The organism is Croceibacterium xixiisoli (assembly GCF_009827305.1).
GTDB classification, from domain to species: Bacteria; Pseudomonadota; Alphaproteobacteria; order Sphingomonadales; family Sphingomonadaceae; genus Croceibacterium_C; species Croceibacterium_C xixiisoli.
Genome location: NZ_WTYJ01000001.1, coordinates 1,821,979 through 1,837,170, shown reverse-complemented (window position 1 = coordinate 1,837,170; position 15,192 = coordinate 1,821,979). Strand labels below are relative to the sequence as shown.

Below are 15,192 nucleotides of genomic sequence, written 5' to 3'. Positions count from 1 at the left end.
AAGTCCATAAAGGGCGGCTGTCGGCCATGAAACTTCAGGCTACCACGGCTTTTCCAGCCGCGCGATGAAAAATCCATCGGTCCCATCGCGCATCGGCGAGAGGCGAATGCCCTGCCCCCGCGCCGTGCCAAGCGGCAGATCGGGCTGGACCGCGCGCCAGCCCGATCTGGCGGAAAGGAAGCGGTCCACCTGATCTGCCCCTTCCGCATCAAGGACGGAACAGGTGATGAAGACCAGCCGACCGCCCGGACGCACCAGCTGTGCCGCCATGTCGAGAATGCGGGCCTGCAGGCTGGTGAGGCGATCAAAAGCAGCCGGATCCAGCCGCCAGCGTGCTTCGGGATTGCGCCGCCAGGTGCCGCTGCCCGAACAGGGCGCATCCACCAGCACCGCATCGGCCAAATCGTACCAGGGGGAGAGCGCGCGATCTTCCCGCCCGCCATCGAGCAGCAGCGTTTCACTGATCAGCGCGCCGGCCCGTTCCGCCCGGGGCGCCAGGCGCGACAGACGCGATCGATCGGTATCGGCGGCAATTAGTCGACCATTGTTCTGCATGGCCGCCGCCAGAGCCAGGGTCTTGCCCCCGGCACCGGCGCAAAGATCGATGATCGTTTCGCCCGGTTGCGCATCCAGAGCGGCACAGGCCAACTGGCTGCCGCAATCCTGTACCTCTATCTGCCCATCCCTATAGGCATTCCACTGATCCACCTGCGTCCCTGACGGAAGCCGCAGGCCTTGCGGGGCCGGCAAATGTTCACCGGATACGGGCAGGACCAAGGTGGCGCGATCTGCCCTGAGCGCATTGACCCGGATATCCAGCGGCGCGCGATCGAGCAACGCGGCCGCTTCGCCATCGGCAATACCGGATCGGGTCAGCAGTTGTTCGATCCATGCCGGGGCAATCCCCCCGGCAGCGATCGGTTCGCCAGGCACAACCGGCGCGGGCCCATAGGCCGAACCATCGAACAAGGGCAGCAGCACCGCATCATCCTGCGCCAGACGCAGTATTGCCGCCCGGCCGCTATCCGGCAGAGGCCCGCAGGCGCGGATTGCGCCATAGACGATCTCCCGAATGGCGCGCCGGTCCTTGGACCCGGCGAAGCGGCGCTGACGGAACCATTCGGACAGCAGGCGATCCGCCGGAGCGCCCTGGCTGCGCGCGGCAGCGATGATTTGATCGAGAATCTCGATCGCGGCCGCAACGCGGGCTGCCGGTGTCATTTCACCTGCTCGAACAAGGCCTCGGCTTCATCTCCGGAGGGTGCCGCAACACAGAAATACCGAAAAGCGGCATCTGTCGGCAGGCCCTGGATCTGCGGACCGGCAGCAAGCTGCCGATCCCCTTCTGCGAGACAATGTGCCTTATCCGGATAGAGGCTGCGACTGATCAGCATGGTTTCTGCCGGCGCCGCCGGGTTCCAGCCGATCAGTATCAGTAGGTAGGGGATGAATTCGATCACGCTGGCGCCTTAACGCGTCGGATAGTTGGGCGCTTCCCGCGTGATCGACACATCATGCACATGGCTTTCCGAGAGGCCGGCATTGGTGATGCGGATGAATTTGCCCCGGGTCTTGAGATCCGGAATGGTGGCCGAACCGGTATAGCCCATGGCAGCCTTGATCCCGCCGACCAACTGATGCACGACATCGCGCGCGGAACCCTTGTAAGGTACCTGGCCTTCGATGCCTTCGGGAACCAGCTTCATCTGGTCCTTGATATCCTGCTGGAAATAGCGGTCAGCACTGCCGCGTGCCATAGCACCGACGGAACCCATGCCGCGATAGGCCTTGTAGGCGCGGCCCTGATAGATGAAGGTTTCACCCGGTGCCTCGTCCGTACCGGCGAGCAGGCTGCCGATCATTACGGTCGATGCGCCAGCGGCCAGAGCCTTGGCCGCATCGCCCGATGTGCGCAGGCCACCATCTGCGATGATCGGAACATCACCGGCAGCGGAGGCTGCTTCCATGATGGCGGTCAACTGCGGCACACCGACACCGGCGACGATGCGCGTGGTGCAGATGGAACCCGGCCCGATACCCACCTTGACGGCGTCGGCCCCAGCATCGACCAGCGCCTTGGTTGCTTCGGCTGTGGCGACATTGCCGGCGACGACCTGCACCGAATTCGACAGCTTCTTGACCCGTTCGACAGCCCGACCGACTTCGCGGTTATGACCATGCGCGGTGTCGATGATGATCACATCGCAACCAGCATCCACCAGCGCCTCAGTCCGTTCAAAGCCCTTGTCGCCCACGGTGGTGGCGGCTGCAACGCGCAGGCGGCCGCTGGCATCCTTGGTTGCATCGGGGTTCAGTACTGCCTTCTCGATATCCTTGACGGTGATCAGGCCGATGCACTTGTAGGCATCATCCACCACCAGGAGCTTTTCGATGCGGCGGTGGTGCAGCAGGCGGCGCGCTTCTTCCTGGCTGACGCCTTCACGCACGGTGGCAAGATTTTCACGCGTCATCAGTTCGCGCACCGGCTGGGCCGGATTGTCAGCGAAGCGGACATCACGATTGGTCAGGATGCCCACCAGAATCCCGGTATGATCAACCACGGGAATGCCGCTGATCCGATGATTGGTCATCAGCATCTGGGCCTGACCCAGCGTGGAATCCGGCGTAATGGTGATGGGATTGATCACCATGCCGCTTTCGAACCGCTTCACGCGGCGGACGGCGTCACACTGTTCTTCGATTGTCAGATTGCGATGCAGCACGCCGATGCCGCCCAGTTGGGCCAGGACGATCGCCATGTCCGCTTCGGTCACGGTATCCATCGCGGCCGACAGCACGGGAATGTTGAGCGCGATATCGCGCGTCAAACGCGTCTTGGTGCTGGCTTGAGAAGGGAGAATGTCGCTTTCGGCGGGACGCAGAAGAACGTCGTCGAAAGTGTAGCCGGTTTCGATTTCCATGTGTGCCACTGAGCCTTGCGCGCCGAGATACTGGGGGTGGATTCGTGGCGGCCCATGTAACCGCACTACCGGCAGGCTGCTAGGGGGCGGACGACGGTTTTTGCCGCCGCCCGCGATTTAATGCGCATTTTTCCGGGAATGCTGTGGCCTGATCACCCCACCCCCGAGCTATTCAGCGGTCCAACCGCCATCGATGGAATAATTGGCACCATTGATGTTCTGCGCCTCGTCACGGCACAGGAACACGGCCAGCGCGGCGATTTCTTCCGACTGGACGAATTTCTTGGTCGGCTGCTGATCGAGCAGGACATCGTTGATCACCTCATCCCGCGTCAGGCCCCGGCTCTTCATCGTGTCGGGAATCTGGTTTTCGACCAGCGGTGTCCAGACATAGCCTGGGCTGATGCAATTGGCCGTGATGCCATGCTGCGCCAGTTCGAGGGCAAGCGTTTTCGTCAGACCGGCGATACCGTGCTTGGCCGCGACATAGGCGCTCTTGAACGGGCTTGCGACGAGCGAGTGAGCGCTGGCAGTGGCAATGATCCGCCCCCAGCCCTGTGTCTTCATATGCGGTACGGCCAGGCGGGAGGTGTGGAAGGCGGCGGACAGGTTCAGGGCAATGATCTTGTCCCAGGTGGCGGGCGGAAAATCCTCGATCGGGGAAACATATTGCATTCCGGCATTGTTGATCAGGATATCAACATCCCCTGCCCCGGCCATCAGCGCTTCCACGCCTTCAGCCGTGGTGAGATCTTCGTTGACCCAAGCCGCGCCACCCAATTCATTTTGGATCGCGGCGATGGCATCGGCATCACCAAACCCGTTAAGCACGATCTGGGCCCCCTCGGCGTAAAGGCCCCGGGCGATGGCAAGGCCAATGCCGGAGGTCGAACCGGTGATAAGCGCGCGTTTGCCGGTGAGGAACATGGTCAAATCCTTGCGTTCTGTCGGTGGGTTATGGTGATGATGTGGCGCTGTGTTAACAAGGCTGGCTGCTGGGTACAGCGCCAATTGCGGAACATGTGATTCCTGGGGAGATTCCATTGCGGCTCAACAATTTCAACCCTGGCAATATCCGTGTCCGCAGAGGCAGTGGGGGCGGCAGCGGAGGCGGATTTCCGGGTGGTGGTGGCGGCAAGATCGGCTGTGGCACGATTGCCATCGTGTTGATCGGCGTGCTGTTTTTCAACGCGGATCCCGCCCAGATGCTCGGCACGATCGACGGCATGCAGCAGAACCAGCCTGGCCAGAGCCAGCCTGTGCCACAAGGCGATTCGGCAGAAACTATTTGCAGCGATAACGCCTTCGCGCAGGAATCCTGCAACGCGCTCGCCTCGCTCAACCAGACCTGGCAGCCGGTGTTCGAACAGGCCGGGGTAAAGTTCAGTCAGCCGGAACTGGTATTCTATCAGCGCGGCACCAATTCCGGCTGCGGATCAGCCTCTTCATCCATGGGGCCATTCTACTGCCCGGCCGACCATGGCATCTATATCGACACCAGTTTCTACACCCAGCTCGAACGCGATCTGGGCGCCGGCGGTGACTTTGCCCGCTATTATGTGATGGCGCATGAATATGGTCACCATATCCAGCAGATCACCGGCGTGGCCAATCAGATCCGCAGCGCGCAACAGCAAAATCCGCGTCGATCCAACCAGTTGCAAGTACTGATGGAACTGCAGGCCGATTGTTATGCCGGGGTCTGGGCGGGCAAGAACCGCAACCTGATCGAACCTGGCGATTTCGAAGAAGGGATGGCCGCCGCCGCCGCGATCGGTGACGATACGCTGATGCGCAACGCCGGGCAGCAGGTGAGCCCTGAAAGCTTCACCCATGGCACCAGCGCGCAGCGGATGCAGGCGCTGAAGCTGGGGCTGGAGAGCGGCGATGACACGCAATGCGATCGGATCATGCAGGGCTGATCCGGCACCATCAGCTTTGGTTGGCTATCTCGCCATCAAGGTCGCGCAGGATATTCGCGCGGACATCGGCAGGGATGGCTGAATTGCCGGCAATCGCCGCCCGTGCCCCGCGCAGGGCCGAGATTGCGACTGTGTTTGCGTAATGTTCGCAAGCTGCTTCGCCGCCGGTGGTGATGCAGGCGGACAGTCCGCTGCTTCCCTGCATCGCCACAGCGACTTGGTTGCCGACCGTGCTCCGGGCATAGGCAACGGACCGATCGGCCACCGCCGCGGCGGGTTCTGCGGTGGCGATTGCGCGCGCCCCACCTGCGCCTGAGTACGCCCCACCTGCGCGCGGATGCGCTTCGGCGGCATCGGCGGCAGCCTGGCGATGATCCTCTTCAGCCTGCGCTGCCACCCGATCCCATTCCGCAGCGACGGCGGGTTCAGCCGCGTGGTGCAACACCGGTGGCTCGGCAGGGGGCGCCGGTGGGGCAGGAGGAACCGGAGCGGCAGGCGCGGCTGGCGGGGCTGGGGGTTGGGGAACAGCAGGCAGTTGAGCAGCGGCGTAGGTGACCGATGCCGTCAGCGGCAAAGCCAGCGCTGCAATCAGCAGCAGGCAGCGCCCCGCCCATCGGCGGGGAGAGGATATGTCGTCCCTGGCCAGGCTGCGCAGCCGATAGATGATCGATTTTTCGCCCAGCATCGGACAGGCCAGCGGCGCCTGACGCAGGGCGCGCGGGCCCATGGCGAAACCGGCAATCACCTCGGCATAACGAGCGCGCTCCGTCCGATCGCGCCCGGCGACCACCCGTGCATCGCAGGCCGCTTCCTGATCACGGCGCATCGCGCGCCAGCCGAGCCAGGCAATCGGGTTGAACCAGTGTACCGCCAGCAGGAGCTGGGCCAGCAGATTGACGAGGAGATCGCGCCCGCGATGATGTTCCAGTTCATGGGCGATGGCCATGTCGCGCGCGGTCCGGTCTGCCAGCGCCATGAAACGCGGTGGCAGGGCGACGACCTTGTCGCGCAGACCGAAGGCCACTGGCGATCCGACAGCCGGCGTTTCGACCAGCCGGATCGGCCCCGAATCTCCCATCGGCCGCGCGCCGCGCAGCATGATGCGGCGCATCCGCCGGTATTCGACCACGCGCCAGAGCAGGAATGCCAGCGCCCCGCCAAGCCAGAGGGACACCAGCATTTCCTGCCACGGCCAACCAGCCGCTGCCGGAGCAGCGACAAGTGGAACCTCGGTCGGCATGACAGTGGGCTCAGCCCGTTCCGCCATAGTGGCTGGCAGCACCACCGGGGGCAGGAGCAACCGCACCAAAGGAAGCGCCCATAGGGCATAGGCCATCTGCGGACCGAACAGCCGCGCGACCGGCCGGCGGAGCAGGAGCACCAGACCGATCAGCAGACCGGTGTAGAGCAGCGTATCGATCAGCCAGACGCTCATTTGCGCAACTCCCCCAGCAGCCGTTCGATTTCAGAAATATCGTCATCGCTCAGTGCCTCTGCCTCTGCCAGATGGGCGAGCAGGGGCGCGGCGCGACCGCCGAACAGCCGATCGACCAGCCGGCGGCTTTCCCCGCCGGCATGGGCATCGCGCTTCAGCAGCGGGGAATAGAGGAACCGGCGGCCATCGGGCCGGGTCGCCAGCGCGCCCTTGGCCACCAGCCGGGACAGCAGCGTCTTGACCGTCGGCATGGTCCAGCCGCGCCCGTCGCCAACCTGATCGAACACTTCGGTGGCGGTCAGCGGGCTTTGATCCCACAGCACATCCATCACCGCATATTCAGCGTCGCTGATCCGTTCGGTTTTCAGATCATCTGCATCGTTCATGCCGCAGGTCCCACTTCAATTCGATTACAGGCGTAGTCAATACGACTACATCTGTAAACACAAATGTCATGACCGGCTGATCACGGCTGTCCGCCCCTCTGGCGTTTTCCTTGCGCTTTGCCATAGTGCGGCCATGCCATCATCTTTGCGCCATCGCGTCACCCGCCTGTCCGATTGTCACAAGATCGCCGATTTCCGCGAGCTGGCACGGCGCAAACTGCCCTTCCCGGTGTTTCATTACATCGACGGGGCGGCCGATGACGAGGCGACGAAGGATCGCAACACCAGCGCCTTCGACGAAGTCGATCTGGTGCCGGACGTGCTGGCCGGGGTCGAGCACATCGACACATCGGTGACCGTCCTGGGCAAGAAAACCCGCCTGCCGCTGATGCTCTCCCCCACGGCACTGCAGCGCCTGTTCCATTGGCAGGGGGAGCGCGCGGTCGCCGCTGCGGCCGAGAAATTCGGGCTTTGGTTCGGCATTTCGAGCCTGGCCACGGTCGGGATCGATGAGATCGGCGCCAATTTCTCCGGCCCGAAAATGCTCCAGTATTATTATCACGAGGACAAGGGGCTGAACGCAGCCCTGCTGGAGATGACGAAGGCGGCCAAGTTCGACGCGCTGACGCTGACCGTCGATACGATCATCGGCGGCAATCGCGAACGCTGCCTGCGGACCGGCTTCACCAGCCCGCCGCGCTTCACCCCGGCCAATGTCCTGTCTTACGCCACCAAGCCACGCTGGGCGCTGGATTATTTGTTCCGCGAAAGGTTTGCCCTGCCCAATCTGGAAAAGCATGTTGCCGCCGGCACCAATGTCGCCACCTCCATCCAATCCTATTTCAGCACCATGCTGGACCAGTCGATGGACTGGGTCGCGGCGGACCGGTTGCGGCAGGATTGGGGCGGCAAGTTCTGCCTGAAGGGCATCATGTCGGTCGCCGATGCCCGCCGCGCGGCCGAGATCGGCGTCGATGCGATCATGATTTCCAACCACGGCGGCCGCCAACTCGACGGCAGCCGCGCCCCGTTCGATCAGCTGGCAGAGATCGTAGATGCCGTGGGCGACAAAATGGAGGTGATCCTCGACGGCGGGGTGCGGCGCGGCAGCCATGTGCTCAAGGCGCTGAGCCTGGGCGCCACCGCCGTTTCCGGCGGGCGGCTCTATCTCTACGCCCTCGCCGCCGCCGGCCAGCCGGGTGTGGAACGCGCACTGGGTCTGCTGGAAGCGGAAATTGTCCGTGACATGAAGCTGATGGGCAAGACTTCTGTTGATCAGCTGAAGCGGGAGAATCTGCGCTGGCGGTGAGGCAATGCAATAAGATGCATCATGTCTGATCAATCAGCCAGCTTCACCTGCTGTCAGTAGACGGGCACATTCAAACCATGTTGAAGCGATTCGCACGCCCCTTGCTGGCCATCACCGCCCCTGCCGCCCTGATCCTGTCGCCGGTTTCGGCTTGGGCCCAGCAGATGACCAATGTGGTGCTGACGACCGTATTGGGGGACATCACGATCGCGCTGGAGACCGAGCGGGCGCCGATCTCTGCCGGCAATTTCCTGCGCTATGTCGATGAAAAGCGGCTGGACGGCACGGTGTTCTATCGCGCCATGCGGCTCGACTGGGGCGAACAGCCCAATGGGCTGATCCAGGGTGGCACGCAGAACGAACCCCGCCGCATTCTGCCGCCGATTGCCCATGAGGCGACCAGCGAAACCGGCGTGAAGCATACGGTCGGCGCCATTTCGATGGCGCGGCTTGGCCCTGGCACGGCAACGGGCGATTTTTCGATCATGCTGGCGCCGCAGCCAGGTCTCGACGCGGATCCTGACGCCACAAACGAGGATCAGAAGCTTGGCTATGCCGCTTTCGGCCATGTGGTGGAAGGAATGGATGTTGTCCGCGCGATCTTCGATGCCCCGGTCGATCCCGAAAAGGGCGAAGGTTGGATGAAAGGCCAGATGCTGGCCGAACCGGTTCGCATCGTAACTGCGCGGCGCGCCATTGGTGACGGAGAATGATGCGCGCGACTGCATAAGCCTGTTACATCACCAACCAAGGTGCTCCGCCGATTGCTCCGCGAGAAATGGTGGCGTTCGGTGAACAGGTCTGTAACCTATTCACCTGGCTGCGAAATCACAATGAATTCAGGGCCAGACTAAAGGTGATCTTAACCTCTGTCTGCGAGCGTACCCTTACGCAAGCCGGACAACAGGTTAATGTTTCAAGAGACAATCGAGCCCCTTCTCACGCCTGCCGATGTCGAGGCAATAGAGCGAACCCTGGGACGGGTCGCCTATGCGCGGGATGGTACCATACTGCGTGTGAATGATCAGTGCCTCACCCTGTTCGGTTATGGTGATTGGGATCTCGTTGGTCGCAATCGCAGTATCTTCAGACCGGTCTCCCCTCCCCCGCATCAGCCTGACGCGATCGACCAGGTATTCGAGACCGGCGAGCGCTTCTGTGGCGAAATCCGGCAGATGCGACGCGACGGGACCGTGTTCTGGGCGGAAGCATCCTGTGTGCCTGTGACAAACGATGTCGGCGCTGTCAGCGAAGTGGTGGTGCTGATCCGCGACGTTACCGAACGGATGATGTCGGCGGTGGACGATGCCGGGCAGATCGCGGCCATCAACACATCGCAGGCAGTCATTCATTTCGCGATGAATGGCACGATTTTGCATGCAAACGAACGGTTTCTGGCGGCAACCGGCTATCGGCTGGACGAGATTGTCGGCCAGCACCACCGCATGTTCGTAGACCGGGCAGAAGCATCCGATCCATCCTACGAGGCATTCTGGGACCGGCTGCGCGATGGATCGCATGCTTCCGGCGAATATCGCCGCTTCGGCAAGGACGGCCGGGCCGTGTGGCTGCGTGCCACCTACAACCCGATCTTCGATCTGGAAGGGCGCCCCTTCAAGATCGTCAAATATGCCGTCGATGTGACCCCGGACAAGAAGCAGACCGCGGATTTCCATGGACAGATCGCCGCGATCGACAAGTCGCAATGCGTTGTCACCTTTGCGCCCGATGGCACCATCATCGATGCCAATCGCAATTTCCTGGATGCGGTGGGCTACACGATGGACGAACTGGAGGGGCGGCATCACCGGATGTTCGTCGATCCGGCGCACGCCCACAGCCTGGAATATGAGATTTTCTGGAGCGATCTGGCCGCCGGACGCCATCGCAGTGGCGAATTCCGCCGCATTGGCCGGGACAAGCGCGAAATCTGGTTCCAGGCCATTTACAGCCCGGTGCTGGATCAGGACGGGCAGCCGTTCAAGGTCGTCAAATATGCCACGGCCGTCACGCGCGAGAAGCTGCGACAGGCGGATCATCAGGGGCAGATCGCCGCGATTCACAAATCGCAGAGCGTCGTCTCTTTTGGTATCGACGGAACTGTCATCGATGCCAATGACAATTTCCTCGACCTGACCGGCTATCGCCTGTCGCAGGTGCGCGGGCATCACCATGCGATGTTCGTTTCACCCGAAGAGCGCGACAGCGCCGCCTATGGCGAATTCTGGCGCGATCTGGCCACGGGTGAATACAAGAGCGGAGAGTTCAAGCGCATCTGCCAAGACGGCCGCGAGGTCTGGCTGCAGGCATCCTACAATCCGATCCTCGATCTGAACGGTCGCCCGTTCAAGGTAGTGAAGAACGCAGTCGATATCACCGAGCAGAAGCTGCAGCAGGGCGATTATGAGGGACAGATTGCCGCCATTCACAAATCGCAGGCGGTGGTTTCCTTTGCCCTCGACGGCACGATCATTGATGCCAATGACAATTTCCTGACTCTGATGGGATATGAATTGGCCGATGTGGTGGGCAACCACCACCGGATGTTCGTTCATCCCGAAACAATCGGCAGCGCAGAATATGCCGGGTTCTGGGACGAGTTGAGGCAGGGGCGATTCATGTCTGCGAAGTTCCGTCGCATGGCCCGCGATGGCGCCGATGTATGGATTCAGGCTTCCTACAACCCGATCTACGATCTGAACGGCAAGCCCTTCAAGATCGTCAAGATCGCGACAGATATCACCGCCGATGTGATGCTCGCGGCGGATCTGACACGGGCCCAGATAGAGGTGCAGCACGATCCGGCCACCGGTTTGCCCAATCGCCTGGGGCTGCGCAGCTTCATGCGCGAAGTGCTGGCCGAAACGGACAGCGAGTTGGCTCTGCTTTATCTGGACCTCGATCATTTCAAGCCGATCAACGACACCTTCGGGCATGATGTTGGTGATCATGTGCTGCGGACAGTGGCATCGCGTTTGAAGGCTGAAGCCGGTGTCGGACAGGTTGTCGCACGGATCGGTGGGGATGAGTTCGTGGTGGCGGCCTCCAACCTGTCGCTGCCGGAGATTTCCGCTCTGGCAGAAAGGTTGATTGCATCGGTTTCGCAACCGATCGCGCATGGGGACCGCTGGCTGGAGGTCGGGCTGTCGATTGGTATCGCCATGACCCCGCAGGACACGCTGGACGAGGATGAACTGTTCCGCTTCGCGGATGTTGCGCTGTATCGGTCCAAGGGCAATCAGCGTGGCACCTTCACCTTCTATACCGAGGATGCCGATGTGTCGGCCGAGGCCGAGCGTCATCTGGCGCATGAAATGATCTTTGCGATCAAGGCGCGGCAGTTCGAGCTGGATTGCACGGTTCGCCTGTCTAACGGACCGCAGGCTGCGGTGGAAATTGAGCCCTGGTGGAATCATCCGACCTTGGGGCGCATCGGCACCGACAGGTTTCTGCGGGTTGCCGAACAGAGCGGCCTGATCGCTCCGCTGGGCGACTGGATACTGCGGTCAGCCTGCCGGCTGGCCATGGAACTTCCCGTGGTCACGCTGTGCATTCCGATTTATCCCAGACAATTGCTGGTCAGCGATCTGCCCGAAAGGCTGACATTCGCGTTGCGCGAAAGCGGGCTGGAAGGAAACCGCCTGGAACTGCGGCTGGAACGCGGCACCGCACGGGTCAATCCGGAAAGTCTGCGCGCAGATCTGGCCAGGCTGCGCGCGATGGGGGTCACGATCGTGGCGCAAGATGGTTTCCTGGGGGAAAGCATCCTCGCGGCGAACGCATCCCCCGGTGTGGATCGGGTGATCGTGGACATGCGGTTGCGCAATCTGCTGCAGCGCCAATCCCACCCGCTGCACAAGGCGATAGAAACCATCGAAGCGGCTTTACCGCTGACCGACACCTGCGCCTTCGAAGTGGATGCAGCCGAAGCGCTGCACAGCTTCATTCGCCTGGGTGCGGTGGATACGGACCACATCGCCCATGCGGTCGAGCAGGCAATAGAGCACAAAGCCTGCGTCGGCTGAGCCAAGGGGAACCGCTGGCCAGTTTCGGCGTAAAGCATTCGTGCCCACCCCCACCCTGCTCTGGCTACGCCAGGACCTTCGCCTTGCCGACCAGTCCGCTCTTCTCGCTGCCGCTAGCGAGGGTGCGGTCATCCCTGTTTATGTACTGGACGATGACGGGCCGGGCGATTGGCGCATGGGCGGGGCACAACGTTGGTGGTTGCATCACAGCCTGGCCAGCCTTGCCGACGATCTGGAAAAATGCGGCAGTCGCCTGATCCTGCGCAGCGGTCCGGCGGAGGCCGTTCTGCGCAGGCTGATCGAAGAAACCGGGGCCCGCCGGATTCACGCGATCCGCCATTATGAGCCCTGGTGGCGCAAGGCAGAGGCGGCGCTTGAAGATGTGCTGTGCCTGCATGACGGCAGCCATCTGGTGCCGATCGAGCAGATCCAGAACGGATCCGGCGAACCCTATCGCGTCTATTCGGCGTTCTGGCGCAAGCTGCAGCAGCACTTGCCGCCCGGCGCGCCTGCCCCCGCGCCGGAGAACATCCCTGCGCCCAAGCGCTGGCCAAAAAGCGAGAGCCTGGCCAGCTGGGCATTGCTGCCGCACAAGCCGGACTGGGCCAAAGGGTTCAGCGCGGAATGGACGCCAGGAGAAGCCCAGGCATTGGCCCGGGCGGAGGAATGGGCCGATGATGTGCATGACTATGCCGAAATGCGCGATCTGCCCGGGGAAGAAGGAACGTCGCTGCTTTCGGCGCATCTGCATTTCGGCGAGATCTCTCCCCGGACGCTGTACCAGCAGGTTCACCGGCGGGCGCATGCCGACAAATTCCTGAAGGAACTGGCCTGGCGCGATTTTTCCGCCGGGGTTATCACCGCCCTGCCCGATTACGCCCGGCGCAATGGACGCGCGAAATATGACAAGCTCGGCTGGCGGAGCGGAGCGGCAGCGAAGAGTGACCTGCGCGCCTGGCAGCAGGGCATGACCGGATATCCGATCGTGGACGCAGGCATGCGCCAGCTGTGGCACACCGGCTGGATGCACAATCGCGTGCGGATGATCTGCGCCAGTTTCCTGGTGAAGCATCTGCTGATCGATTGGCGGGCGGGTGAGAGATGGTTCTGGGATTGCCTGGTCGATGCCGATTACGGCAACAATTCGGTGAACTGGCAATGGGTGGCCGGCACCGGCGTGGATGCGAATATGTTCGGCCGAATCATGGCGCCGCTGACCCAGTCGGAGAAATTCGACGCGGGTGATTACATCCGCCGCTGGGTGCCCGAACTGGCCGACCTGCCCGATTCCGCCATCCATGACCCGGAAGCGGCGGAGGCTCTGCCCAAGGACTATCCGGCCAAGATCATCGGCCATCGCGAGGGCCGCGAACGTGCGCTGGCGGCCGGGCGCAAGCTGGACTGAGCGGGGATGACCACGCTGATCCCCATACTCGGCGATCAGTTGTCATTCGATCTGTCGTCGCTGGCGTCGGCCGACAAGGGCAGCAGCGTGCTGCTGATGATGGAGGTGGCGGAGGAAACCACTTATGTCCGCCATCACAAGGCCAAGCTGGTCTATATCCTGTCCGCCATGCGCCACCATGCCGAGGCGCTGAAGAATGCCGGCTGGCAGGTGGATTACATCCGGCTGGACGATCCCGAGAACACCGGCAGCTTCAACGGCGAAATCGCCCGCGCCTTGGCCCGCCATGCGGCTGAGCGCATCATCGTGACCGAGGCGGGCGAATGGCGGGTGTCCGCCATGCTCGAGAGCTGGGAAACGCTGTTCGGTATTCCGGTGGAGATCCGCACCGACAGCCGGTTCCTGTGCAGCCATGCCGATTTCGAACAATGGGCCGACGGCCGGTCCGAACTGACGATGGAGTGGTTCTATCGCGGGATGCGCCAGCGGACGGGCCTGCTGATGACGGACGGCAAGCCCGAAGGCGGGCGCTGGAATTTCGACAAGGAGAACCGCAAGCCGGCGCAGCGCGATCTGCTGATGCCGCGCCCGATCTCCTGCCCGCCCGACGCAATCACGCGGGACGTCATCGCGCTGGTGGAGGATCGCTTTGCCGGCAATCCCGGCAGTCTGTCAGGGTTCGACTATGCCGTGACGGCTGCCGATGCAGAGCGCCAGGCGGCCAATTTCCTGGCCCATGCCCTGCCGCAGTTCGGCGACTATGAGGATGCCATGCTGACCGGGGAGCGGTTCCTGTGGCATTCGATCCTGTCACCCTACATCAATTCCGGGCTGATCGACCCGATCGAGCTGTGCCGGCGGGCGGAGCGGGAGTATATCGAAGGGCGCGCGCCGCTGAATTCCGTCGAAGGCTACATCCGGCAGATCATCGGCTGGCGCGAATATATGCGCGGCATCTATTGGCGGGAGGGGCCGGGCTATGTCGATCGCAACTTCCTGGACCATCGACGCCCCCTGCCCGGCTGGTACTGGACCGGCAAGACAGAGATGCATTGCCTGAGCGAGGCGATCGGCCAGACGCTGGCCACCGCCCATGCGCATCATATCCAGCGGCTGATGGTGACCGGCAATTTCGCCCTGCTGATCGGGGCGGACCCCAAGCAGGTCCATCGCTGGTATCTGGAGGTCTATCTCGATGCCTATGAATGGGTCGAGCTGCCCAATACGCTGGGGATGAGCCAGTTCGGCGATGGCGGCCTGCTGGGGACGAAACCCTATGTGTCTTCCGGCGGCTATATCAACCGCATGTCCGACTACTGCGGGCATTGCCGCTATGACGTGAAGCAGCGCGTGGGGGAGGATGCCTGCCCGTTCAATGCGCTCTATTGGCATTTTCTCGACCGCCACCGCGAACGGCTGGGAAGCAATCAGCGGTTAGCCATGCCTTATCGCAACTGGGACCGGCAGAGCGATGCCGTGCGTGAAGAAACGCGGGCGCAGGCAGAGGCGTTTCTGCAGCAACTAGGCGGCGATGATTATTGATGCCGGGCAGCAGGTATTGGGGATAGAGCCCTGATGGCGCACAAAAAACCCCATTTGCCAACCAAGATCTGCGCCGCATGCGAGCGCCCCTTCGCCTGGCGCAAGAAATGGCAACGCGATTGGGACAATGTGAAGTTCTGTTCGGATCGTTGCCGCGGCCAGCGCACCAAGCCCGATGGTCAATCCTGATCCGGAAAAGCAAGGGGCGCGAACGGCAAACCGCTCGCGCCCCGGGAATTGCCATTGC

At 62.5% G+C, this 15,192-nt stretch carries 13 protein-coding genes; 7 read left to right on the top strand and 6 right to left on the bottom strand.

All coding sequences use genetic code 11. The features are described from left to right. Positions 1-39: 39 nt before the first annotated feature. From GRI97_RS08845 to GRI97_RS08830, 4 genes are all read right to left on the bottom strand, one after another. Complete coding sequence (locus tag GRI97_RS08845; protein WP_161390670.1) at positions 40-1,221, bottom strand: RsmB/NOP family class I SAM-dependent RNA methyltransferase; 1,182 nt, start codon at positions 1,219-1,221, stop codon at positions 40-42. Beyond that, entirely contained in the window at positions 1,218-1,460 is a 243-nt protein-coding gene (locus GRI97_RS08840) for a hypothetical protein (RefSeq protein WP_161390669.1), read from the bottom strand. Before GRI97_RS08840 ends, GRI97_RS08845 begins: the two co-directional genes overlap by 4 nt. A 9-nt stretch (positions 1,461-1,469) precedes the next feature. After that, positions 1,470-2,921: an IMP dehydrogenase gene (gene guaB / locus GRI97_RS08835; RefSeq protein WP_161390668.1), complete on the bottom strand. Its 1,452-nt coding sequence runs from the start codon at positions 2,919-2,921 to the stop codon at positions 1,470-1,472. Between the two features lie 168 nt (positions 2,922-3,089). Beyond that, on the bottom strand, positions 3,090-3,848 hold the full coding sequence (locus GRI97_RS08830) for a 3-hydroxybutyrate dehydrogenase (RefSeq protein ID WP_161390667.1): 759 nt from the start codon (positions 3,846-3,848) through the stop codon (positions 3,090-3,092). A gap of 116 nt (positions 3,849-3,964) precedes the next feature. On the opposite strand from GRI97_RS08830, the gene ypfJ reads away from it, so the two are divergent. Beyond that, a complete protein-coding gene (gene ypfJ / locus GRI97_RS08825) occupies positions 3,965-4,843 on the top strand; it encodes a KPN_02809 family neutral zinc metallopeptidase (RefSeq protein ID WP_161390892.1) in 879 nt (292 codons plus the stop codon). A 10-nt stretch (positions 4,844-4,853) separates the two neighbouring features. On the opposite strand, the gene GRI97_RS08820 is transcribed toward ypfJ, so the two are convergent. Together GRI97_RS08820 and GRI97_RS08815 are read right to left on the bottom strand one after the other, a co-directional pair. After that, a complete protein-coding gene (locus GRI97_RS08820; RefSeq protein WP_161390666.1) occupies positions 4,854-6,278 on the bottom strand; it encodes a M56 family metallopeptidase in 1,425 nt (474 codons plus the stop codon). Next, positions 6,275-6,664 carry a BlaI/MecI/CopY family transcriptional regulator gene (locus GRI97_RS08815; protein ID WP_161390665.1) on the bottom strand — a complete coding sequence of 130 codons (390 nt, stop codon included), beginning with the start codon at positions 6,662-6,664 and terminating at the stop codon, positions 6,275-6,277. The genes GRI97_RS08820 and GRI97_RS08815 overlap by 4 nt, the downstream gene beginning before the upstream one ends. A 133-nt stretch (positions 6,665-6,797) precedes the next feature. On the opposite strand from GRI97_RS08815, the gene GRI97_RS08810 reads away from it, so the two are divergent. The 6 genes from GRI97_RS08810 to GRI97_RS08785 all read left to right on the top strand — a co-directional run bounded on the left by GRI97_RS08810 (position 6,798) and on the right by GRI97_RS08785 (position 15,134). Next, positions 6,798-7,973 (top strand): alpha-hydroxy acid oxidase, encoded by a 1,176-nt coding sequence (locus GRI97_RS08810; protein WP_161390664.1) that lies wholly within the window; start codon positions 6,798-6,800, stop codon positions 7,971-7,973. Between the two features lie 77 nt (positions 7,974-8,050). Next, the gene (locus GRI97_RS08805; protein WP_161390663.1) at positions 8,051-8,686 is read left to right on the top strand and encodes a peptidylprolyl isomerase; all 636 of its coding nucleotides are present in this window, start codon (positions 8,051-8,053) and stop codon (positions 8,684-8,686) included. A gap of 198 nt (positions 8,687-8,884) precedes the next feature. After that, positions 8,885-11,998, top strand: a complete 3,114-nt coding sequence (locus GRI97_RS08800) for a sensor domain-containing protein (protein WP_161390662.1) — start codon at positions 8,885-8,887, stop codon at positions 11,996-11,998. 40 nt (positions 11,999-12,038) lie between these two features. Then, entirely contained in the window at positions 12,039-13,403 is a 1,365-nt protein-coding gene (locus tag GRI97_RS08795; RefSeq protein ID WP_161390661.1) for a cryptochrome/photolyase family protein, read from the top strand. Between the two features lie 6 nt (positions 13,404-13,409). Continuing rightward, positions 13,410-14,945 (top strand): cryptochrome/photolyase family protein, encoded by a 1,536-nt coding sequence (locus GRI97_RS08790; protein WP_161390660.1) that lies wholly within the window; start codon positions 13,410-13,412, stop codon positions 14,943-14,945. Between the two features lie 33 nt (positions 14,946-14,978). Beyond that, the gene (locus tag GRI97_RS08785; RefSeq protein ID WP_161390659.1) at positions 14,979-15,134 is read left to right on the top strand and encodes a DUF2256 domain-containing protein; all 156 of its coding nucleotides are present in this window, start codon (positions 14,979-14,981) and stop codon (positions 15,132-15,134) included. The last annotated feature ends 58 nt before the right edge of the window (positions 15,135-15,192 follow it).

Excerpts from the sequence above, each read along its gene's own strand:
- GRI97_RS08845 (WP_161390670.1), bottom strand. The coding sequence starts at position 1,221 with ATGACACCGGCAGCCCGCGTTGCGGCCGCGATCGAGATTCTCGATCAA.
- guaB (WP_161390668.1), bottom strand. The coding sequence starts at position 2,921 with ATGGAAATCGAAACCGGCTACACTTTCGACGACGTTCTTCTGCGTCCC.
- GRI97_RS08830 (WP_161390667.1), bottom strand. The coding sequence starts at position 3,848 with ATGTTCCTCACCGGCAAACGCGCGCTTATCACCGGTTCGACCTCCGGC.
- GRI97_RS08820 (WP_161390666.1), bottom strand. The coding sequence starts at position 6,278 with ATGAGCGTCTGGCTGATCGATACGCTGCTCTACACCGGTCTGCTGATC.
- GRI97_RS08815 (WP_161390665.1), bottom strand. The coding sequence starts at position 6,664 with ATGAACGATGCAGATGATCTGAAAACCGAACGGATCAGCGACGCTGAA.
- GRI97_RS08810 (WP_161390664.1), top strand. The coding sequence starts at position 6,798 with ATGCCATCATCTTTGCGCCATCGCGTCACCCGCCTGTCCGATTGTCAC.
- GRI97_RS08805 (WP_161390663.1), top strand. The coding sequence starts at position 8,051 with ATGTTGAAGCGATTCGCACGCCCCTTGCTGGCCATCACCGCCCCTGCC.
- GRI97_RS08800 (WP_161390662.1), top strand. The coding sequence starts at position 8,885 with ATGTTTCAAGAGACAATCGAGCCCCTTCTCACGCCTGCCGATGTCGAG.
- GRI97_RS08790 (WP_161390660.1), top strand. The coding sequence starts at position 13,410 with ATGACCACGCTGATCCCCATACTCGGCGATCAGTTGTCATTCGATCTG.
- GRI97_RS08785 (WP_161390659.1), top strand. The coding sequence starts at position 14,979 with ATGGCGCACAAAAAACCCCATTTGCCAACCAAGATCTGCGCCGCATGC.